We start from the raw sequence: 23124 nt of genomic DNA on the forward strand, positions 1-23124 counted from the left end.
TAATGGCAGCAATCTTTTTGTTGCCTGAAGTCATAAGTGCTCAAGAGATAATTGAAGAGGAAACAAAAGCAGCACCTAAAAAAGTAGATAGTGTTCTGACATCTGGAGCCCAGAAATTAGATGGTGTGGCTGCAGTTGTGGGTGATTATGTGGTTTTGGATTCAGATATCGATAGAACTATTATTCAATTAAAGGCTCAAGGGGCTTCTTTGGAAGGCGTTACCAGATGTCAATTATTTGGTAAACTTTTGGAAGACAAACTGTATGCTCATCATGCTGTTCAGGATAGTATTGAGGTTTCTGATGCTGAAATTCGCTCTAATGTCGATTATCAAATTCAGCAGTTTCTTGCCCAATCAGGGAAATCAATGGAAGAGCTAATTGCTTTTTATAATAAGCCAGACGAAAAAAGTTTCAGAGATGAAATGTACGAAATCAATAAAAGCAATAAGTTGGCTCTTGAAATGCAAAACAAGATTATTGATGAAGTAGAGGTGACTCCAGAAGAAGTGAGACAATTTTTCAATAACATTCCTGAAGATGAACGCCCAACCTTTGGAACCGAATTAAAAGTATCCCGAATTGTTATTGAACCTCAAGTTTCTGATGAAGAAAAACAACGTGTCATTGACCAACTAAAACAGTTTAAGGCTGATGTTTTGGAAAATGGTGCCAGTTTTAGGTCAAAAGTGGTTTTGTATTCTGACGATAAAGCCTCAATTCCTCAAGGCGGTCTCTATACTTTAAACAGAAAGCAACCGCGAATGGTTAAGGAATTCCGTGAAGTAGCATTTTCGTTGCAAGAAGGTGAGATTTCAGACCCGTTCGAAACGGATTTTGGATATCATATAGTTTATTTGGAAAAAATTAGAGGTCAAGAATATGACGTTCGCCATATTCTCTTGATTCCCAAAGTATCTGAACAGGCTATCCAAGAGGCTCGAGAAAAACTGGTAAAAATCAGACAGCGTATAGTTGATGGTGATATTAGCTTTGAAGATGCGGCAAGAGAATCTAGTGATGAAAAAGAAACCAGAAGTGAGGGAGGTTATTTAATCAATCCTTTGAATGAAGGATATAATTTTGAGCTAACTAAAATGGATCCAGAACTTTATGGATTAATTCAAGATTTAAAAGAAGAAGAAGTTAGTTTGGTTCAAACAGATCGTGGGCAGACGGGGAATATTAAATTTCAAGTATTGAAGGTTAGTGACCGAATAGATGAGCATGTAGCTGACTATGCTAGAGATTATTTGAAAATAAAAGAGTTGGCCTTAAGTGAAAAACGTTTTCGAGCTATTGATAAATGGCAGAATGAAAAAATTATGGATACTTACATAAAGGTTAATGGCGAATATAGAGATTGTGAATTCACAGGTAACTGGTTAAAAAAATAAGTATGTCGGACGTAGCTGCTATTGAGGCATTTGTAAAAAAATATCAAACATTAAAAAAGGAAATTGCTAAAGTTATCATTGGTCAGGATGAGGTGGTCAATCAAATACTTATTGCCATATTTTCAGGAGGACACGCATTACTTATTGGTGTTCCGGGTTTGGCAAAAACCTTAATGGTCAATACCATTTCTCAAGCTTTAGGTTTAGATTTTAAACGAATCCAGTTTACACCGGATTTAATGCCGAGTGATATTTTAGGAAGTGAAATATTAGATGAAAACAGAAATTTTAAGTTTATTAAAGGACCGGTTTTTTCTAACATCATTTTAGCTGATGAGATCAATAGAACACCTCCTAAAACACAAGCAGCCTTATTGGAAGCTATGCAAGAGAGAGCTGTTACTGTTGCGGGTCATCATTACAAGTTAAGTCTGCCTTATTTTGTGTTAGCTACTCAAAACCCTATAGAACAAGAAGGAACGTACCCCTTACCAGAAGCACAGTTGGATCGTTTTATGTTTGCAGTTAATTTGGACTATCCATCCTTTGAAGAGGAGGTTCAGGTTGTAAAATCAACTACAACTGATGTTGAGAGTAAAGTGAATCCCCTGTTTACAGCACAAGAAATTATTGATATTCAACATTTAATAAGACGCATTCCAGTAGCTGATAATGTTATTGAATATGCCGTAAGAATGACTGGTAAAACAAGACCAAATAGCCCTGAAGCAACAGATTTAGTCAAAAACTATATAGATTGGGGAGCAGGTCCAAGAGCTTCACAAAACTTGATTTTAGCCGCTAAGACTCATGCAGCCATAAATGGTAAATTTTCTCCTGATATTGAAAATGTTCAAGCTGTGGCAAATTCTATTTTCAAGCATAGAGTCATTAAAAATTATAAAGCTGAAGCAGAGGGAATTTCCGATGAACAAATTATCAAGAGTTTATTTTAATTCGTTCTAAATTATTTTCTATTCTTTTTAAGCTTATTTATTTGTTAATTTATTATTATTTGAACAATAAAATTGACGATTATATAAAATAATTGCTTTTTTGAGTCGTTTTTTTGAAAACATTTTACAATTAATTCTATTTTATTACATATTTTTAAATCTTCTTTATAATTTGTACTTTTGCAATTCCTGTAAAAAGGACTATTGATTAATTGTAAACTTATTAAATTTTATATATGGCATTTGATATTGACATGATAAAGGAGGTTTACGCTAATATGGCAGAACGTGTAGATAAAGCACGAGATGTTGTAGGTAAGCCATTAACACTTTCAGAAAAGATTTTATACTCACATTTATGGGACGGAAATCCTACAAAAGCTTTTGTTAGAGGTAAGGATTATGTAGATTTTGCACCTGACCGTATAGCGTGTCAAGATGCAACTGCTCAAATGGCCTTACTGCAGTTTATGCAAGCCGGCAAAGATAAAGTTGCTGTTCCTACAACAGTACATTGTGATCATTTGATACAGGCAAAAGTTGGTGCCAATCAAGACTTGCAACATGCTCTAAACACCAGTAATGAAGTTTTTAATTTTTTAGAGTCTGTATCAAATAAATATGGTATTGGTTTTTGGAAACCTGGTGCTGGAATTATTCACCAAGTAGTTTTGGAAAACTATGCCTTTCCTGGAGGTATGATGATTGGGACAGACTCGCATACAGTTAATGCTGGCGGTCTTGGAATGGTAGCTATTGGAGTTGGAGGGGCAGATGCTGTAGATGTGATGGCCGGAATGGCTTGGGAGTTGAAATTTCCCAAATTAATAGGTGTAAAGTTAACTGGTAAGCTGTCGGGTTGGACGGCACCAAAAGATGTTATTTTAAAAGTTGCTGAAATATTGACCGTTAAGGGTGGAACCGGAGCCATTGTTGAATATTTTGGACCTGGTGCCACTGCGATGTCATGTACCGGAAAAGGGACAATATGTAACATGGGAGCCGAAATAGGTGCAACAACATCAACTTTTGGTTATGATGATTCTATGGAGCGTTATTTACGTGCTACCGATAGAGCTGATGTTGCCGATGCAGCAAATAATGTGAAAGAATATTTAACAGGCGATGCAGAGGTTTATGCTAATCCGGAGCAATATTTTGATCAGGTTATAGAGATTAATCTATCTGAACTAGGTCCTTTATTAAATGGACCGTTTACGCCAGATTTATCGACTCCTGTGGGTGAAGAAATGAATGAAAAAGCGAAAACTAACGATTGGCCTTTGAAAGTTGAATGGGGATTAATTGGCTCTTGTACCAATTCATCTTACGAAGATTTATCACGAGCCTCTTCAATTGCACAACAAGCGTTGGACAAAAATCTAAAAACCAAAGCTGAATTTGGTATTAATCCGGGTTCAGAGCAAGTTAGGTTTACTGCAGAGCGTGATGGTATCCTTCAGGTTTTTGAAAAATTGGATGCCAAGATTTTTACAAATGCCTGTGGCCCTTGCATAGGTCAATGGGCTCGTTATGAAGACCCTAAAAATGCACCTAAAAATAGCATTGTACATTCTTTCAATAGAAACTTTGCTAAACGCGCTGATGGAAATCCTAATACTCATGCATTTGTGGCTTCACCTGAATTGACAGCAGCTATTGCTATTGCTGGACGATTAGACTTTAATCCATTAACTGATAAGCTAATCAATGAAAATGGCGAAGAGGTTATGTTGGACGAGCCAACAGGATGGGAATTACCTCCTAAAGGATTTGAAGTTGATGATAATGGGTATTTAGCTCCAGTTGCTGATGGTAGTGGTGTTGAAGTTACTGTTGATCCCTCTTCAGAGCGTTTACAGCTGCTTACACCTTTTAAGCCAATTGGTAATTCAATAAAAGACGCTAAATTATTAATAAAGGCCTTTGGGAAATGTACCACCGATCATATTTCTATGGCTGGACCTTGGTTACGTTTCCGGGGTCATTTGGACAATATATCTAACAATATGTTAATTGGTGCTGTAAATGCCTATAATAAGAAAACAAATTTCGTTAAAAATCAATTGACAGGTGATTACGAAGGTGTTCCAGATGTTGCCAGACAATACAAGGCTAAAGGTATATATTCCATTGTTGTTGGTGATCATAATTATGGAGAAGGATCTTCGCGTGAGCATGCAGCTATGGAGCCAAGGCATCTTGGTGTTGCTGCTGTGATTGTTAAATCGTTTGCTAGAATTCATGAAACGAACCTTAAAAAACAAGGTATGCTAGGATTGACTTTTGCCAATGAAAATGATTATGACTTAATTCAGGAAGACGATACTATTAACTTCTTGGATTTGGATAGCTTTGCTCCAGACAAGCCGTTACATATTGAATTTGTTCATAATGATGGGACCAAAGATGTCATTAAAGTGAACCATAGTTATAATCAAGCTCAAATTGATTGGTATAATGAAGGATCAGCATTGAATTTAATCAAAAAACAAAATGCTGTTTAAGAAAGTATATTTATCATAAAAAAAAAGCTCTTGAATTTTCAAGAGCTTTTTTTTTATGAAACAATTAAAATTTAAAATCTAATAATAAATTCAGCTGTGTGTTGAATATAATTTTTCAGATATATATAATCATTAAATCCAAATTTACCCATAGTTTGCAGTCTTAAACCAACATCTTGAAACAACCAAAAGTTAAATCCCAAACCAACATCAAACATTACTGTGTCTGTCCTAAAAACATAGGTGTATCCAAAACCTGCTAATACATAAAGTTCAAAAGGATCAACTCTTGGGTTTTGTTCAAAAATATATTGATCAAAAATAAATCGACCGGTTAAATCAATGGCAAAAAGATTACTAGACTCTTTTACATCAAAATTATTCTGTTTTTTGTCCTTGGTTAACTGATTAATGGTGATAGCTAAATTTGTTGATAAAAAGTCACGCCATTTCCTTTCAATATTGAGAGATAGTGGATTTTTAATATTCCAGTTATCGGTATTAAAAGGTTTTTCAAATCTAAAACCATCGTTATCAATGATGTTTATACCAACACCAATTGTCCAAGGAACATCGGTGTCTAAATTGAAGTTTTGGGAAGAAACCAAAGATGATATAAAAAATAATCCTATAAAAATATATTTATTCATGAATAATGGATTTAAGAGTAAAAATAATATTAATTAAAACATAATCAAATTTAATTTGGCTTAATAAAGTAATTAGCTGTTAATATTTGGTGGACTTAAGAGGGATTTGAATTTGGTTATAGCTTCGTCATTCGTACCATAAGTCAATTTGAAAAAATCACATTGTTCTAGCCAATTCATAAACAAACGTACATGTTTAGGAATTGGTGAAATCCAAGAGTCTGGTATCAATACATTTAATGCATCACTTATATCAATTGATTGTAATGAGGCTTTCGAATCTTCTTTATAATTTATTAAGATAATTTTATTGCATGGTAGGGCTTTGTTTGGCAAATTAATGGGTGCTACATATTTCAAAACCCCTTTTTTGCTGTAAGGGGATTGAAATGTATTATATTTAATACGGTCTGATAATGAATCAATAAGCTCAAAAGCGGTTTTCTTGATTGAGATGGCTGAGGGGAATGGAAATATTTTTAGCGATTTAGAATGCATGGGTGTAAAATCATCAGCCACTAAATGATAACCATAATCCATTAAAATAGCTGACAAAGTGCTTTTTCCTTTCCCAGACTTACCAATCAACATAATTGCTTCTGAATTATTTGAAACCGTTGAGGCGTGGAAAGTAGCCAGCCAATCCGATTCTTTAGTTTGGGTAATCGCGCACAACAATTCGATTGAAAATTTGCCTTGTAATAAATGATAGTCACTTTTTTGATAACTTCCTAAATGAACATTGTTTTTAAAAAAATGAATTACATTGTTTTTAGAATGAATGTGAACAACATTAGTGGCTTTGGTTTTTTCAACTTCTAAATGAGAAAATTGTGGATGGATAAGGCTTTGTTCAAAACTTGATCCATAACAAATTTTAAATACGGTCCCATTAAATTTGTAGAATGAAGTAATAAGATTTGTTTCAACGTCAGGAGAAGGGCTTAAATTCTCAATAGAAATAATAGGGTTCGTTTCGGGGCTATTGACATCTGTCAATAGTTTTTCTATTTCTAAAAAAAAAGCATGTGACATATTATTTGAATATGCTCCATGCTGATTTATTAATTTGTTAAAGTGATTGTGGTTTTTACTGTTTAAAAAACTATCTATTAAGAAAGTGTTTTTATTATCTAATATCAAATATTTATTAGAATCTTTAAACCATAAAATTGTAGCATTATTAATACTGTACCTGCAATGAGGGGCCAAAAAAGATTTCAAAATTACTCACGAAATAAATCTTCAGGATTGCCCTCGCGGTCAAATCCTCCACCTGGATCAGGAGGGGATGTTGCATGTGCTTTTTTTGGGCTTAAAATAATAAAGGTTCCTAGAGTTGTTATAGCAGCAAATCGCCCCATTTTTTTTAGAGCTTCTTTACGTGTGATTTGGTTATTTGAATTGTCTTTATTCATGCAACAAATATATAAATAATTTTAAATTACGTTGGTTGGTTCTATAGATTCAAAAAATCAAATGAGATACCATTATTTACTTTAAAATAATCTTCTTGGTTTTATTAAAACTGTTGTTAGATACAGAAACGGTATAAATTCCGGCTTTTATGCTTGAAATGTCAATTCTGGTGTCATTATTTCCTGGTTCTAAACTAGTTGCCATAATCATACGTCCCTGAATGTCAAATATTTTTACAGCAGTCATATCGGTCAAATTTCCTTTTACAAATAATGTTTTAGGAGACAGAGTAGAATAGATTTGTAATTGATTTGAAGATAAATCATCAACAACAGAAAGTGAATTTTCGGAAAATCTTAAGTAAAAACGCCCAGTTCCGTTTAAGTTTACTGAAGGTGTCAAGCTGTAATCTCCTTCACTTAATAATGTTGAAGTGTTTGCGATTGTATCATCAAGATACACGTCAACAGTTTCAGGCAATGTAGATTCGGTAATTGATAAAGTTATTTCTTGATTTTGGTTTGCATTGACCCCAAGAGGAATGGTGACACCAGAAAAATCCGAATAACGCAATGATTGAATGGCATAGTCTAGGCCAACATTATCTTCCAATAGGTGCGAGAATATAGAAAAATTAGGAGCAAGACCACCAAAAATACTGGAATCGTATCCTAAATCTAATCCTAAAGTGGCGTTGTCGGTGAAATAAAAATCTGTATTGTAACTTTGGTCATTACTTGTTATATGAATTTTTATGTGTTCTATTGGAGGAGGATTGTTTGACAATCTCCCTGGTATAAAATCATCTGAAGTACCCGTAGTCCTCATGCTTGGTTCAAATGCAATAGTGCCATTTGCGACACCAGAAGCTATTAGGAAGCCTTGGCCAGGAGTGATTACAGCATCTGGATTTGCATCGGAATAAGCCTGATTCCAAATTTGCCATCCATCTGTAGCGTCACCGTCATAACCATATATACCTGAACTCACAGTGCTAAATTGTGAACTATTGGCTGATAAAAACCCAGACAGTGATATGTAGGAAGGGTATGGGTTTCCTACCAAATTCCATTCAGGATTGTTGGGCCCTCCAATAACAATAGGAACATTGACTGTGCCTGTTGTTATAGTTCCAGTGAAATTTAAATTACCATTATCGCTGGTCGCAGCTCTGTAACCAACACCTGGTTCTAAAACCACTGAAGCTTCAGCAGGAATAGCTGTGTCGTAAGTTAGGTAGAGCCCCACCGTTTTGTCAAAAGGACCAAATAATTTCTCTGTTGTATTTGAAGGATTTGAAAATAAATTGGAGTTGTTGTTAGCAAAATCCTCAAATATCTGTCCAGTTGCCGGAGCCGAAATAAGGTCGTTTCCGCCAACCGAAGCGTTAGTATTGGTATGTCGACTGTATGTTACGTTGCCAAAAACAGTGCCTTCAACAATAAGACTAGAATACTCGTCAGAATCAGAATCCAAAGTAACATTATCATTACAAATTAAATCGCCATTTATTTGGATTGATTTACCTTTTTCAATCATCATATTGGCAGTGTCATCTACAAACATATTGTTAATGGCAACATCTGATGTTACCGTGTAGGTGCCATCTAATACTAAAGCGTTTAAATTGCCTGTGCTGTTCGTTGGTGCACTAGGAGCCCAAGCGTTATTGTAGTATATCAAACCATCAAAAGCGGCTGTTAAAAGAAAATTATCGAATCCAGTAAAGGTTGTATTGCCATTATTTCCTACACTTACTTCCAAATAAATAGTATTAACAGTATCCGGGACATTTATGTTTACAGATCCTTCAGCGGCACTATTGCCATTGATTAAATCAACAATTCCTTGGCTGATACCATCATAGAAAACCTCATATTGAGCATCGTCATTACTGCCATATCCCGTAATATCAAAATCAAATGATAAATTGACATTAGAGTAAGAACTAATGTCAATGGTGTTAAATGTAATTGTTGCTAAACCAGCGGTTCCATTTCCTTCATCATTAAGATCATGAGATCCTAAAATGTTTTCTGAAAATGAAGGGTTGTCAAGTGGTGTTGCTAAACTGCTGTTAATAATACCATAAAATCCATCAGTTCCCCATCCGTTATCAAAAAATGTTAAATCAGAAGTGTAGGGCCAGTTAGGGGATGTATCATCAAAATCCTGTATTGCTAAAATAATAGTTGGGCCGTTTACAGTGAAAAAGTCACTCAATCCAAATGATATGCCAGCATTAAATGGCGTTGCGGTTAGAACATCGGTGCCTGGTTCAGAGAAAATTAAGTTATCAAAAACAGCTACACCAGCATTGGCGGCAACCACAATAGTGGATGCCCCATCTATTGCCAAAGCTGAACCAATCACTATAAAACCAGTATAATCTAAATCAAGATTGTTATTAACATCTACCCCTAAAACAGTTGGCGCTGGAGTCATTACTTCAAATAAACCAACATCAGAAGGCTCTTGTCCAAAAATCAGTTTTGTCCTTGTAACTTCAATTCGGTTATCATCGCCAACAATTGGTGTGCTTGCTCCACCTGCATCAGAATTAAAAAATGTTGAACCAGCAGTCCCATTTGCAGTAGCATTTGATATATTCAATAACAGCTGTTCATTATCTGTTACCGTATTGGTAAAAGTGGCATAAACACTAAAGGTTTTGGTCCCTCCATCAGGAGCACTGATACCGACACCAGAGTTAATATTGTTAAAGGAAGTTGTAGCTGAAATAGTAGTAGATTCACTAACATTGATGCCATTATCAAAAATAGCCATAGCAGCAATATTATTAGAGCCAGTAACATTGAAGTCCATGTCAGTTAATATTGTGGGTAGTATATCTGAATCGGTAAGATCCGCACCACCATCTCTAATAGAAAACTCCCCAATTTTGAGGGCATTAGAGGTTGTTAATCCGCTTGCTGCCGTGTAGGATAAATAGTTAAAATTGTCAGTTGGGTTGAATCCCGTTGCGACTATAGTTGATTCGGCACTATTTAAACCAGCATTTATGGTTCCTGAAATACGGACGCCTGGATCAGCAACAGAAAAATCAGCCCAAGCTGGATTGCCGGAAATTGTAATAGTAGCACCTGTGTTAATAGCATTCCAAGCGTAAAGCCTAAAAGTAATGGTGCCTCCATCCGTAGAATTTATAACCGGGCTAGTCAAAACATAATCAGTTTCTGTAGTTGTTGCTGTTTGAGATGCTGAAAAAGGTAAGCCAGCCGTAGCAAAACCGTCTAAACTATAAAATATTTGCCAATTAGATGGGCCATTGGAACTCCTAAATAACCTAATATCCATAGCGCTCAAGTCTATATTGTAGCTGGGGTTTGCAGAAATTGACCATTCTATGTATTCATTTGCTAGCTGTGCTGCTGCTTGAGAGTTTGAATCCCATCTTTTAGAACTATAATCATTGCCCGGACTGCTTGTGGCAATACCAACACCTTTCGTAAAACCGATGGCTGAAATATTAGTCGCCGTGCCAGTAATTGTAGGGCCATTGATATTGTCACGATCTATAGTAGCAATAGGACTTTGGGAATAGCCTATAAATCCAAAACAAATTGTAGATAATAAGAAGTAGATTTTTTTCATAATAATTTGATTATATAGCAATTCTAAAATGTATAAAATGAGCCAAACAAAACTCATAACAAATATATGAAAAGAATTTTAGTCTGTGCCGATATATATAATGGAGTTTTAGATATGGGGCAATGTGATTTTAGAGTTATATAATACCTCTTTTGAATATTAATTAAAAACTGAACGACCAAAATTCCTGTTATGATTGAAAATATTAATAGCATATGATTTTGTATCATTCCTTTAAAAAAAACAAATGGGTATGATAAGTATTTAGTTACTAGTATAAAAATAAGAATGACATTATTAGTAATAATTTTTGTTAGATTTGCTACACTTTTAAATTGACATAAAATTACAATGATCGAAAGAATATGAGTAAAACAGCATTTATTACCGGTGTTACTGGACAAGATGGAGCTTATTTGAGTGAGTTTTTATTGAAAAAAGGGTATATTGTACATGGTTTGAAACGACGTTCTTCACTGTTCAATACAGATAGAATAGATCACTTATATCAAGACCCTCATGTAGAGCATCAAAATTTTTATCTGCATTATGGTGATATGACAGACAGTACAAACCTTATTCGTCTGATAAAAGAAATTCAACCCGATGAGATATATAATCTGGCCGCAATGAGCCATGTCGCTGTATCTTTTGAATTGCCAGAATATACAGGAAATGCCGATGGATTGGGTACGTTACGTATTTTGGATGCTGTTCGTTTATTGGGATTAGAAAAGAAAACAAGAATATATCAAGCCTCAACCTCTGAACTTTATGGAAAAGTTCAAGAGGTGCCACAATCTGAAACAACGCCATTTTACCCACGCTCTCCTTATGCGGTAGCTAAAATGTACGCCTATTGGATTACCGTTAACTATCGGGAGGCCTATGGAATTTATGCCTGTAATGGAATTTTGTTTAATCATGAATCGCCAATAAGAGGAGAAACCTTTGTGACGCGCAAAATTACCAGAGCGGTTTCTAAAATAGCTTTAGGTCTTCAGGATAAATTTTATTTAGGTAATTTGGAAGCGCAACGTGATTGGGGACATGCTAAAGACTATGTCCGAATGATGTGGATGATACTCCAGGCTGATGAACCTGAAGATTGGGTTATTGCTACTGGCAAAACAACAAAAGTTCGTGAATTTGTTAGAATGAGTTTTGCCGAAGTAGGTATTGAAGTGGACTTTAAAGGCCAAGGAGTTGATGAAAAGGCTTACGTGGTAAAATGTAATTTACCAGAATATCAATTAGAAATTGGAAAAGAAGTTCTTGCAGTTGACCCGCGCTATTTCAGACCGACTGAAGTTGATTTATTAATAGGAGATGCCACCAAAGCAAAAGAAAAGTTGGGTTGGGAGTGCAAGTACAATTTAGCTGATTTGGTAAAAGATATGATGGCAGGTGATATAAAATTAATGAAAGAGCAACAATATCTTGACAAAGGTGGATTTAAAACCATGAATTATTTTGAATAGTATCCAGAAAAATTCTAAAATATATATTGCAGGCCATCGCGGTATGGTAGGTTCGTCCGTATGGCGTGCTTTGGAAGCGAAGGGTTATTCAAAATTAGTAGGTAAAACAAGTGATGATCTTGATTTACGAAACCAAAGTGCGGTTAAAGATTTTATAAATGACGAACAGCCTGAAGTAATTATAGACGCAGCGGCTAGGGTTGGTGGTATTTTGGCCAATAATGATTACCCATACACTTTTTTGATGGAGAATTTGCAAATACAAAACAACCTTATTGATGCAGCCCTCAAAGCCGATGTGCAAAAGTTTATTTTTCTGGGAAGTTCCTGTATTTATCCAAAGTTTGCGCCACAACCGTTAAAAGAAGACTATTTGTTGACGGATAGCTTAGAACCTACCAATCAATGGTACGCCATTGCAAAAATAGCAGGGGTGAAAGCTTGTGAGGCTATTAGAAAACAGTATGGTAAGGATTTTGTGAGTTTGATGCCCACTAACCTGTATGGCCCAAATGACAATTTTGATTTACGAAGTTCTCACGTTTTACCTGCAATGATTAGAAAATTCCACGAGGCCAAATCAAATGATGGACAGGTAAAGTTATGGGGCAGTGGTACGCCACTGCGTGAATTTTTACACGTAGATGATTTGGCGGAAGCAGTTGTTTTTGCAATTGAAAATGCCATGACAGAGCATTTGTACAACGTGGGTTCTGGAAGGGATATTACTATAAAAAGGTTGGCAGAAACTATCCAACAAATTATTGGTCATTCAGGGGGAATTGAATGGGATAGTAGTAAGCCAGACGGAACACCTAGAAAACTAATGGACAGTTCTAAATTAAATGATTTAGGCTGGCAGGCTAAAATTCCCTTGGAGGAAGGTATAGCTAATACATATCAATGGTTTTTAAATAATTTAAGCGGGCTCAAACAAATCGAGTTAAATTGATTTTTTAGATTTAATAAATGGCCCCTGAAAATTACATTTTATTAATGTAATTGCCGCTCTATTACTCTCTTGAAAATATGTTTGAGAGAATGTGTTTCCTATAACTTTTATTAAATGCTACCAGATAAAAACGATTTGTTATGTTTTTATAGGTGTATTTTGTCTTATAAAGGAAATTTCCCAGTTGCCTGTTGTTTAAGGAAAGGTCATAATAGATTTTGGTCATTTTTGTCTTAAATGACTGATTGAAAACTTCAATTTCTGAAAAATGAATATTTGCCAATGCTATGAAACTAGCACTATACTTTTCTTGGTCTATTTTTTTTAGTAAGGTTTTATTGGACTCAATATTTAGAACCAGACAATCATAAATGTATTTGAAGTGAACGGTGTTATAATAATAGCCAAGACTGTTTATTTGATAGGATATAATTGAAGACCGGATTAAATCCTCTTGATTTGGAATGGCAATTCCGTCAACGTCTCTTTTGTTTGATAAAATGGTATGACTATCGATCAAATAGGCGTGCTTATCATTTACTATGTTTTTGTGTAATTCAATTGCAGCCAATTTGTTTTTTGATACCTGGCGGGGAAGATGTCTGAAATTTTTTACTGAATAATTAAAAGTTACAAATTCGGAATAACCTTGGGTTGTCAATAATTGAAAAGCATTTTCTATTTGATTGCTCTCAACTAAAATGTTTATGTCCCCAATCATCCGTTCACCAACATCTTGATAATAATTACCAACTAATAGCGCGCTACCTTTTAAAAATACATGATTAATTTGATGGGCTTTTAATATGGTCGAAATATCACTTATTTCTTCAAGTAAAGTTATATTCCTGTTTCTGTTTATTGTTGTGAGCTCTTTTAAATAGGTCTGTAAGTCTTCTGGTAATTCATCCAAAAGATTTTTTTGTCTCAATCTGCAATACAATGTTGTTAAAACTAAATGACTACTCGCGATTCTCACAAATGTCTCCCAATCAATTATTGAGGTTTGTAGTTGTAATCTTAAGTCGTCAGCATTGTAATTGAAGCTTAAAATATCAGCAATTAACTGAAAAATAATCTTATATGATTGGGTAGATTTAGACAAAGTTTTAATTTGAGCTAAATTTATATAAACTAAATGGTATTAAAAACCTTAAACCTGAATTAGGTCTAAAACATTTATTCGGTAAAACCATTTTTTATTGAGCCTTGGCCCAAATTATTTTGCCTATTTTCGCAATCAATAAAGTATTGAACACTAATTTACTTCATAGCATGAGTATGAAAAGAATCCTAGTAGTTGTTGGAACCAGACCAAACTATATTAAAATTTCGCAATTTAAAAAAGTCGCCCAAACATTATTTGAAGGTCAATTTGATATTAAAATTGTGCATACAGGTCAACATTTTGATGCCTCCATGGCAGATGTTTTTTTTCAGCAACTTGATATAACTCCAGATTACTTTTTAAATATCTCACAAGCTTCAGCAAATGTTCAGATGGGAGAAATTATGATTCGTCTTGAAAAAGTTATAGATGAGTTTAAGCCTGAAATAGTTTTGGTACCAGGAGACGTGAATTCAACATTGGCGGCAGCTTTAACATCACATAAGTTAGGTGTGACCCTAGGGCATTTAGAAAGCGGACTGCGAAGTTTTGACCGTTCGATGCCCGAAGAAATAAACCGGATTTTGGTTGATGAAATCACTGACCTTTATTTTGTGACCGAACAAAGCGGTATAGACAATCTTGTTAAGGAAGGAAAGCAGAAAGAGCACATTCATTTTGTAGGAAATACCATGATTGACACTTTGGTAGCCTTTAGAGATGACATTACAAAAAGTAGTGTGATGGAAACATACCAATTAAACGAGAATGATTTTATATTAATGACCATCCATAGACCAGCAACGGTAGATAATAAGGAAGGTTTACAAAGTTTAATGAGGTTAATTAAGGAAATGCCAAATTCACAAAAGGTGGTGTTCCCAATGCACCCAAGAACTTTAAATAATTTGGATAGGTTTGGATTAAAGGAAGATTTTTCAGCCTTAAAAAACCTCATTATAACGCAACCCATGGATTATTTTAGTTTTCAAAACTTGATTCTAAATTGTAGTATGGTTTTAACTGACAGTGGCGGCATACAAGAGGAAACAACCTTTATGCAAAAACCATGTTTGACATTAAGGCCCAACACCGAAAGACCAAGTACCATTGACATAGGCTCTAATACATTACTCAATTTTGATGTAGATAAAATTTTAGATGTAATAAATTCTATAATATCCGGCACTTACAAAAAAGGGTATATACCAGATTTATGGGATGGTAGGTCAACAGAACGTATTTTAAAGGTTATTTCTAATTTATAGGCATCGGTTTAGATTCTTAAACGATTCAAGAGCATTCAGTATGAATTTTTTTAAAGGGGACACAAAGAGAATTGTCATTAAAAGAATATTACCTTCTTTCATATATGATGAGTTTAGTAAGAAAGCCAGTATAAAAAGATATTTGAATAGTGGAAAGGGAGAATTCCATACTGCAGATGGTTTTCATTATTATAAATGTATTTTTGTTCATATCCCTAAAGCCGCTGGACTATCAATTTGTCAGTTTATATTTAATAATTATGGTGCTGGACATTATAGCTTGAGTGATTATCAAAATATCTATTCAAAACGTATTTTCAAAGCGTATTTTAAATTTACTATTGTTAGAAATCCCTACAGCAGATTTGAATCGGCATATTACTATCTCAAAAATGGTGGTTTTGATACTAGGGATAGATTATGGGCCGAAGAAAATTTAATGCCTTATTTTGATATAAATGAATTTGTGCAGCTTTGGCTCAATTCCAAAACCATGTATGAAATCGTTCATTTTAAACCACAAACGTATTTTTTAAAGGACCAATCGGGTGAGATTAATTTGGATTTTATAGGGAGACTTGAGAACATTCAGGAAGATTATGATTTTATAAAGAAAAAACTTGGAATAACTTCTGAATTAAAGAAAATCAATACCGCTAAATCTAAAAATGATAAAATTCGATTAGACATCCAAAGTAAGGAAAAAATCTACCAGCTTTATAAGCCCGATTTCGAGCTATTGAATTATGAAAAGTAACTATTGGAGAAAGGGTTAAGATTTAAAATATAACAATAAAAGAGCTCACCCATTTTAAAAAAATAAAAAAACTATCCATAAAATCTAACCTATTTAATTGCTAGCAATGATTTAAAGATTATATATTTGTCAGTGATAAATCATTGACTGCTTTGCTAGAAAAAACAATCGTTTTATTTGCGATAAGCCTTTATGATACAAAAATTTAAAATTCAGCCTATAATTTGAAAATTTTAATAAAAACCATAAAATTTATCTTTTCAATAATTCCTCAAAAAGAACACAAGAAACTGTTTTTTATGGGGTTTCTTCTTATGGTAAATTCGGCTTTGGAATTGTTGGGACTTGGTGCCATTTTTCCAATATTTTCAGTATTGCTTGAGGATGATGTTTTAAGTAAACATGAATGGTTGAACAAAATCTATCAATTTTTTTCGCTTACCAGCGAAAAACAACTGATAATCATTCTTTCAATTGGGATGCTCATCATAGTGGTAGGAAAGAATATTTTGAACATGTGGATTGTTAAAGTAAATGCACAATTCGCTTTAGGTTTATACAAGGACTTCGCAATGAAGTTGCATAAATATTATTACTCCAAGGGGTTGAATTATTTTAAAAACACCAATTCAAATATTATAGTCCGAAATTTAAGGTCGGCCACACGGGAGTTTTCCCAATTACAAGTTTTAGGTTCTTTCAATCTCTTAAATGAACTTATTATCCTTTTGTTCATTATCATATTCATTGTGTTCACTTATCCGCAAATATTGTTTCTTTTATTGCTAACGGTATTACCGCCATTCTATTTCTTTTACAAGTGGGTAAGAAATAAGTCTATTGAAATGGGTATTCAATATCAAAAAATAGTACCCATCGTTGGTAAAAATATGTTTCAAAGTATTTTTGGATATATCGATATTATAGTGATGGGAGCCGAAAAGCAATTTAGAAAAAAAATAAAACGAAATATTGAGGAACTTATTTCCATTAATGTAAAAACGGTTATTTATAATCTTGCCCCAAGTAGGGTTATTGAAAGTTCGCTTATGCTGGCCATTGTTATTATTATTTCTTTTGGAATATATTATATGCCGAGTAAAGTGGAGCTTGTTAAGTTATTAGGTGTTTTCGTTGTCGCAGGATACAAGATTATGCCTTCTATTAACCGTATGATGATAGCTATTAATGGCTTAAATCGATCTATTTGGATTATGGATGCGCTGAAACCTTTGCAGGAATATGATTCCATAGAAAAGAAGTACAAAAAAACGGAAGCCACACCATTGAAATTTGAGAGTCAGCTACAGTTAAAAGATATTAACTTTCGATATTCCAATGATTCGGAATTGATTTTTAAAAACTATAACCTAACCATAAAAAAAGGAGAAGTCATAGGTGTTGTTGGTCCCTCGGGATCTGGTAAAACAACCTTAATGAATATCTTGTTAGGGTTTCTGCAACCAGAGTCAGGAGATTATTTGATTGATAACACAAAGCTTGACGACGAAAACAAAACATCGTTTTATGATAAAGTTGGCTATGTGCAGCAACAAGTATATCTCATAGATGGTAGCGTAGCAGAGAATGTTGCTTTTGGCCATGGGAAGAAAGAAATAAACCATGAAAAACTTGAAAAAGCATTAAAAAGAGCCAACCTTTGGGAAATGGTTGCTAAATTACCCAAAGGTGTTCATGAGCTCATTGGTGAAAATGGCACAAAATTATCAGGGGGTCAAAGACAACGATTAGGAATCGCAAGAGCTTTGTATTCTGAATCTGAAATTTTGTTTTTTGATGAGGCTACATCATCCCTAGATACCGAAACAGAGTTAGAAGTTACCGAAGCCATACATAAATTATCTGATGGGAAATTAACTATTATTATTATTGCCCACAGGTTGAGTACTTTGGATCAATGCGACCGAATCATTAAAATTGATGTTAATGAACAATAACCGGTCCATCAATTTTAATGTTGGACTAAAATCATTTATCAAGTACTCAAATTAATTTTAATAACAAGTGCCCAAAACAAATGCTCAATCTTAAAATAGCTTCACGATTAGGAATAGCAAATAAATATGATAAACAATTAAAATGGTTAACTATTTTAATTAAAAAAGCCAAAATTCGGTTTAGAAATGAACCAAAGGTCTTTGTTATAGGTTTTAATAAAACAGGCACAACAACATTGTTTTATGCTCTTGAAGAATTAGGTTATTTTATGAGCAACCAACATGATTTTGAAAGACTTTATAATCGGTATGCTAAAGGCGAATTGACAGTTGAAGATATATTAAAAAAATGCTCGGAATATGAAGTGTTTCAAGATATTCCGTTTTCCTTACCCGGATTTTATAAGCATGTCGATAAGAAATATCCGAAATGTAAATTTGTACTAACGGTCAGATCAGACAGTAATATTTGGTATAAATCCTTTGAAAATTATTATGGCGGTCAAGAAAAGATTAAGAATGATCCATATTTAGAAAGAGGGTTTTTGTATAATACGTTTAAAACCATGTTTCAATCCGAAGATTTTAATAAAGAGATCTGCATGAATGTGTATAAAAAGCACATTGAAGATGTAAAAAAATATTTTGCCGGTAATAATAAAAGATTGTTGGTTCTTGACGTTTCTGAAAAGGATAGTTATGAGAAATTGTGTTTGTTTCTAGGTAAAATGCCCCAACGGGAAAGTTTTGAATGGAAAAATAAAACCAATGTAAAGATTACTGAATAAAACCTGTTAGAGAGATATTGCCTATCTTGCTTCTTTTTTTTAAACACCTATACAGAATTTTAGAAAGTTAAGTTTAAGCTTTTGGAGAAAAATCAAAATAATATAGCAAGCATTTTACATATAATACCTTATAAAAACTTGTATCCTCCAACAAATGGAGGTCAGTTGAGATGCTTTCACTTAATGAATGAACTTTCCAAGTATTATAAACTGGATGTAATATGTTATCAAGGAGAAGATTCCTTTCCCCAGAGAGGTTACCATAATAAAAATATAACGTTTTATTCCCCGAATTCATTTTTAAAAAAGGAAGGATTACTAAAACAGCTTCCTAATAAGCTTAAGAATGCTATACGATACCGTCTATTAACAAAGACCATATTTCAATCGGCTACTTTGGAGGTTTTGGAGTTTAGTCATATCATTAAAGAATTATCCAGAAGCAACTCGTATGATATGGTTGTTTTTGAGCATCTTTCAGCCATGTCTTTGTTGCCAGTTGTAAAAAAATATTTTAATAAAGCGCGATTGGTATTGGATGCTCATAATGTTGACCACCTGCTTGTTGATCGTAAAAATCAAGCAAACGAAAAAAATTACCATAAAATTAAAGCACAGGAAAGTAACCTACACCGTAAGATTGATGAATTTTGGGCATGTAGTCGTAAAGATGTTGATATTTTACAATCATTAAACCATCAAAAGATTAGTGGTAAAGTGGTTCCTAATGGTGTAGATGTTGAGGATAAGATGTATGTTGAGGATAAAAAAGGTACTTACAATACTATTTTATTTTGTGGGACTTTGGACGCTTACCCTAACAAGGAAGGCATTTTATGGTTTCACAAAAATGTATGGCCAAAAATAGGAAACAATTATCCTGATGTAAAATTACTGGTTGTAGGTAAGGGCAATAGGGCACCTTTTTCAGATTTGGAAGATGATCCAAAAGTTGATTTTGTGGGTGAGGTTGAAGATGTCAATCCTTATTATAAAAAAGCGTTCATTGCTGTTGTACCTTTATTGTCAGGGAGTGGTACAAGACTCAAGATTTTGGAGGCCATGAGTTTAGGTAACCCGGTGGTATCAACATCTAAAGGTATTGAAGGTATAGATTTTGAAGTTGATAATCATGCACTATTAGCAGACAATGCTGATGATTTTTATATGGAGATTTCAAAAATCCTTGATAATCCCCAAAAAGGAGATAATTTAAGGGAGCAAGCTTTAGATTTAGTGAAAACTAAATACGATTGGAAAATAATTGTCAGTAATTTGGTAAATGAATTATCATAGATAAAAATTCAAACTATGGAATCATATAATAAGATATTTTGTATTGGACTGAATAAAACCGGAACATCATCTATTCACAAAGCACTTAAGATTTTGGGCTTTAATAGTGTTCATCATATTGAGTCTGGAGGGAAGAGTATCAAAGATATCATAAAAAACAATTTTGATAATAATAAGGATATCCTAATGGGTATTGAGAATTATCAAGCATTTTCAGATTGGAGCCACCCTTCAACCAATATACTTTTTAAAGAATTTGATAAACAATACCCGAATAGTAAATTTATTTTGAATACAAGGGATGTCGAAGGATGGATTAAAAGCCGGGAAAAGCATTTACAGCGTACGCCAAACTTAAAAAAACTACAAAAACAAAACCCTAATAATAAATGGTTGAAAATGGATAAGGATATTTGGCGTGAAGAATTTCAGGAACACCACAACGGTGTTCGTGAATATTTTGCCCAAAGACCCCAAGATCTTTTAGAGTTTGATGTGACTCAAGGTGATGGATGGGATAAATTATGTCCTTTTTTAGAGAAAGATATTCCGAATGTAGAGTTTCCAACAACCAACCGTGCAGCGGATCAATCCCGTAAAATAAGATATTACGAAAAAGGGAAACGGATTGTAAAGAAACTATTAAATCTATTTTCCTAACTTATTTTATTGCAAACTAAAGTTTAATTTTCACCGAATAGTAACCTAACCTCAAATGAAAAATATTTTAAAGACAATTATATATAAAAGCATATTACTGATCAGTAAAATTTTTGCTGTTTTCCGATCAAAAAACACTAAAAGAGCTCTAATCCTGGCACCATCTTGGGAAGGTAGTATAGGTGATGAAGCAGTAATAGACTCGATTAGCTTTCAACTAGAGAAACAAGGGTTTACCACAACACTCATTCATTTTGGAGAAAAAAAAGAATGGGATTACTTAAAATCCATAGATAACTGGTATAGTATTTCAAAGTATTTTAAAGGTGGAATTTGGTCTGAACATTTGAAATTCATCTCACTTTTTTCTAAATCCTCTCATTTTTACACATTAGGTACTGATATGATGGATGGATGTTATGCGGATTGGTTAACCAATGGAATCATCAAGATTACTGATCATGCCGCTCATGCAGGTCTTAAGACTACAATTGTTGGGTTTAGCATCAATAAATGGCAAAGAGAAGCGGTTATTAAGAATTTAGGAAGCATTCATTCAAAAGTGAGATTTTGCTTGAGGGATGATGTTTCAAGGCGACGATTTAGTGAACTTTTACCGCACAGAACTTCTGAATTAACTGCTGATATGGCCTTTGTACTTGAGCCAACAATAATTGGTGAACAAATTAAAGATGCCAAAGAATGGGTTATAAACAAAAAGGATTCAGCTAAAACAGTTGTTGGTGTTAATATCAATCCACAACTTTTTAATGATGAAGAAAAAACCAATGAGTTTATAGGGGTTTTTACCAATGCGATAAAAGATGTTTACGCAAAATATCCACAATTAGCATTTGTTTTGATTCCTCATGATTTTAGGGAAACCAATAGTGATATTATCTTATTGGAAAAACTAAAAAGTAATATGGATGCTTTTTGCAAAGAGGATGTATTTCTTATATCCAAACAGTTTTTAGCGTCGGATATGAAAGGTCTTGTTTATAATATTGATGTCGTAGTCACTGCCAGAATGCATTTATCAATAGCATGTTTGGGTCAAGGAACACCCATTGGTTGCATCGTTTATCAAGGTAAATTTGAAGGGCTTTTCAATCATTTTGAATTATCTGATACCTATATGATGGAACCAACTAATGCTATGGATTTAAAAACATTGACTACTTTTATAGATATGATTATTTCGGAAAGAGCAACCATTAAAAAGCAAGTTGTTGAGACATTACCTGAAGTCAAACGAAAATCGCTGCTAAACATTTAATTGACGCATGAAAGTAGCTATTATATCTAGGCCTGAAAATAAAAGCCCAAAAGTATTGGCACAATCCTTAAAGCATGCTTTTGAGGAAATTAATGTGGAATGCAAAATATTTTATGGAACTGGTTTTTTACATAGATTAACGCCTCTATTTGAAAAAGGAATACACTATCGTCCAAATTTAAATTTTAAAATAAGGCAACGTTTAAAGTACTTTTTTCATGATAGAAAAATTATCAAGGAATTAAAAAAATATGATGCTGTAATTTTAAGCGAGTGTATTCCCAATGCTTATTGGCACAATTATTATGGTATTCCAAAATTAAAGAAGTTTCTTAATAAGCCACTAGGTCTGTATGAAGTGTTCTTCTTGGATTCATCTCCAAGGTTTTTGAAAGAGGTTTCTTCTGAAAACCCAGATTACAAAACTTTTTTTGATTTCGAATTTGCCATAACAACCACAAGTTATGTAAAAACAACTACCAGTGACACTAAATTTGAGGTTGGTTTAAATTTAAAGTCCAGTGGTATTGAGCCAACCAAAAAGGAGGAACTGATTGCTTTGGTGGATTTTCATTGGGAAGGTTGTGACGAGGAAAGGGAAATTCAAAAGCAGGCACTTAAAGAAGCTGGAATTAAGACTATAGAGCTCCAAGGACGCTATACAGTTGAAGAAATTCGAGACATTTATAAAAAATCCAGTCTGTTGTTTTTACAACATTTTGAATCGTTTGGATTGCCCATTGCAGAATGCCTGGGTTATGGTGCCAAAATTGTAACACCTCATACGGGTTGGCCCATGGCGTTTAGACAAGAAGCGGAACCAGAAGAATATGGAACAGGAGAATTGCCAGAGTGTTTTATTTCCTACAACAATAAAGAAGAACTTATTTCACAATTAAGAGAAATTCAAGCTACTTTTGATAAAGAAGCATCACCAAAAAAATATTTTAATTCATTTATTACATATTATCAACATTATTACGAGGGATCAAAGGATGAACTTATTAGATTTGTAAAAGAATTTGAATGACAT

18 protein-coding genes are annotated in these 23124 nt (G+C 33.8%); 13 read left to right on the top strand and 5 right to left on the bottom strand.

Annotated features, from left to right (window positions below; translation table 11 throughout):
* The first annotated feature begins 2 nt into the window (after positions 1-2).
* From ACKXGU_RS12955 to ACKXGU_RS12965, 3 genes are all read left to right on the top strand, one after another.
* Complete coding sequence (locus ACKXGU_RS12955) at positions 3-1397, top strand: peptidylprolyl isomerase (protein ID WP_463465703.1); 1395 nt, start codon at positions 3-5, stop codon at positions 1395-1397.
* Between the two features lie 2 nt (positions 1398-1399).
* The gene (locus ACKXGU_RS12960) at positions 1400-2353 is read left to right on the top strand and encodes an AAA family ATPase (RefSeq protein WP_463465704.1); all 954 of its coding nucleotides are present in this window, start codon (positions 1400-1402) and stop codon (positions 2351-2353) included.
* A gap of 236 nt (positions 2354-2589) precedes the next feature.
* Positions 2590-4860, top strand: coding sequence for an aconitate hydratase (locus tag ACKXGU_RS12965; protein ID WP_463465705.1), 2271 nt, complete (start codon positions 2590-2592; stop codon positions 4858-4860).
* 71 nt (positions 4861-4931) lie between these two features.
* Here the strand turns inward: ACKXGU_RS12965 and ACKXGU_RS12970 are convergent, their stop codons facing one another.
* From ACKXGU_RS12970 to ACKXGU_RS12985, 4 genes are all read right to left on the bottom strand, one after another.
* On the bottom strand, positions 4932-5510 hold the full coding sequence (locus ACKXGU_RS12970) for a porin family protein (protein WP_463465706.1): 579 nt from the start codon (positions 5508-5510) through the stop codon (positions 4932-4934).
* Positions 5511-5582: 72 nt separating this feature from the next.
* Complete coding sequence (locus tag ACKXGU_RS12975; RefSeq protein ID WP_463465707.1) at positions 5583-6545, bottom strand: hypothetical protein; 963 nt, start codon at positions 6543-6545, stop codon at positions 5583-5585.
* Positions 6546-6736: 191 nt separating this feature from the next.
* A complete protein-coding gene (locus ACKXGU_RS12980) occupies positions 6737-6928 on the bottom strand; it encodes a hypothetical protein (protein ID WP_463465708.1) in 192 nt (63 codons plus the stop codon).
* 76 nt (positions 6929-7004) lie between these two features.
* On the bottom strand, positions 7005-10544 hold the full coding sequence (locus ACKXGU_RS12985) for a T9SS type A sorting domain-containing protein (protein ID WP_463465709.1): 3540 nt from the start codon (positions 10542-10544) through the stop codon (positions 7005-7007).
* Between the two features lie 365 nt (positions 10545-10909).
* Between ACKXGU_RS12985 and gmd the strand changes: the two genes are divergently transcribed.
* Positions 10910-12025, top strand: coding sequence for a GDP-mannose 4,6-dehydratase (gmd, locus tag ACKXGU_RS12990; RefSeq protein ID WP_463465710.1), 1116 nt, complete (start codon positions 10910-10912; stop codon positions 12023-12025).
* A 1-nt stretch (position 12026) separates the two neighbouring features.
* Positions 12027-12977 (top strand): GDP-L-fucose synthase family protein, encoded by a 951-nt coding sequence (locus ACKXGU_RS12995; protein ID WP_463467435.1) that lies wholly within the window; start codon positions 12027-12029, stop codon positions 12975-12977.
* A 61-nt stretch (positions 12978-13038) separates the two neighbouring features.
* On the opposite strand, the gene ACKXGU_RS13000 is transcribed toward ACKXGU_RS12995, so the two are convergent.
* Positions 13039-14082 carry a nucleotidyltransferase family protein gene (locus tag ACKXGU_RS13000; protein WP_463465711.1) on the bottom strand — a complete coding sequence of 348 codons (1044 nt, stop codon included), beginning with the start codon at positions 14080-14082 and terminating at the stop codon, positions 13039-13041.
* Positions 14083-14258: 176 nt separating this feature from the next.
* Between ACKXGU_RS13000 and wecB the strand changes: the two genes are divergently transcribed.
* From wecB to ACKXGU_RS13040, 8 genes are all read left to right on the top strand, one after another.
* Positions 14259-15353 carry a non-hydrolyzing UDP-N-acetylglucosamine 2-epimerase gene (gene wecB / locus ACKXGU_RS13005; protein ID WP_463465712.1) on the top strand — a complete coding sequence of 365 codons (1095 nt, stop codon included), beginning with the start codon at positions 14259-14261 and terminating at the stop codon, positions 15351-15353.
* Positions 15354-15393: 40 nt separating this feature from the next.
* A complete protein-coding gene (locus tag ACKXGU_RS13010; protein WP_463465713.1) occupies positions 15394-16110 on the top strand; it encodes a sulfotransferase family 2 domain-containing protein in 717 nt (238 codons plus the stop codon).
* A 299-nt stretch (positions 16111-16409) separates the two neighbouring features.
* On the top strand, positions 16410-18068 hold the full coding sequence (locus tag ACKXGU_RS13015) for an ATP-binding cassette domain-containing protein (protein ID WP_463465714.1): 1659 nt from the start codon (positions 16410-16412) through the stop codon (positions 18066-18068).
* 80 nt (positions 18069-18148) lie between these two features.
* Positions 18149-18856, top strand: coding sequence for a sulfotransferase (locus ACKXGU_RS13020; protein WP_463465715.1), 708 nt, complete (start codon positions 18149-18151; stop codon positions 18854-18856).
* 183 nt (positions 18857-19039) lie between these two features.
* Positions 19040-20152 (top strand): glycosyltransferase family 4 protein, encoded by a 1113-nt coding sequence (locus ACKXGU_RS13025; RefSeq protein ID WP_463465716.1) that lies wholly within the window; start codon positions 19040-19042, stop codon positions 20150-20152.
* Between the two features lie 15 nt (positions 20153-20167).
* Positions 20168-20812, top strand: a complete 645-nt coding sequence (locus ACKXGU_RS13030; RefSeq protein ID WP_463465717.1) for a sulfotransferase family protein — start codon at positions 20168-20170, stop codon at positions 20810-20812.
* A gap of 55 nt (positions 20813-20867) precedes the next feature.
* Positions 20868-22091 (top strand): polysaccharide pyruvyl transferase family protein, encoded by a 1224-nt coding sequence (locus tag ACKXGU_RS13035; protein WP_463465718.1) that lies wholly within the window; start codon positions 20868-20870, stop codon positions 22089-22091.
* 7 nt (positions 22092-22098) lie between these two features.
* On the top strand, positions 22099-23121 hold the full coding sequence (locus ACKXGU_RS13040) for a hypothetical protein (RefSeq protein ID WP_463465719.1): 1023 nt from the start codon (positions 22099-22101) through the stop codon (positions 23119-23121).
* Positions 23122-23124: the final 3 nt, after the last annotated feature.

It is taken from the genome of Hanstruepera sp. CR43 (genome assembly GCF_055227665.1).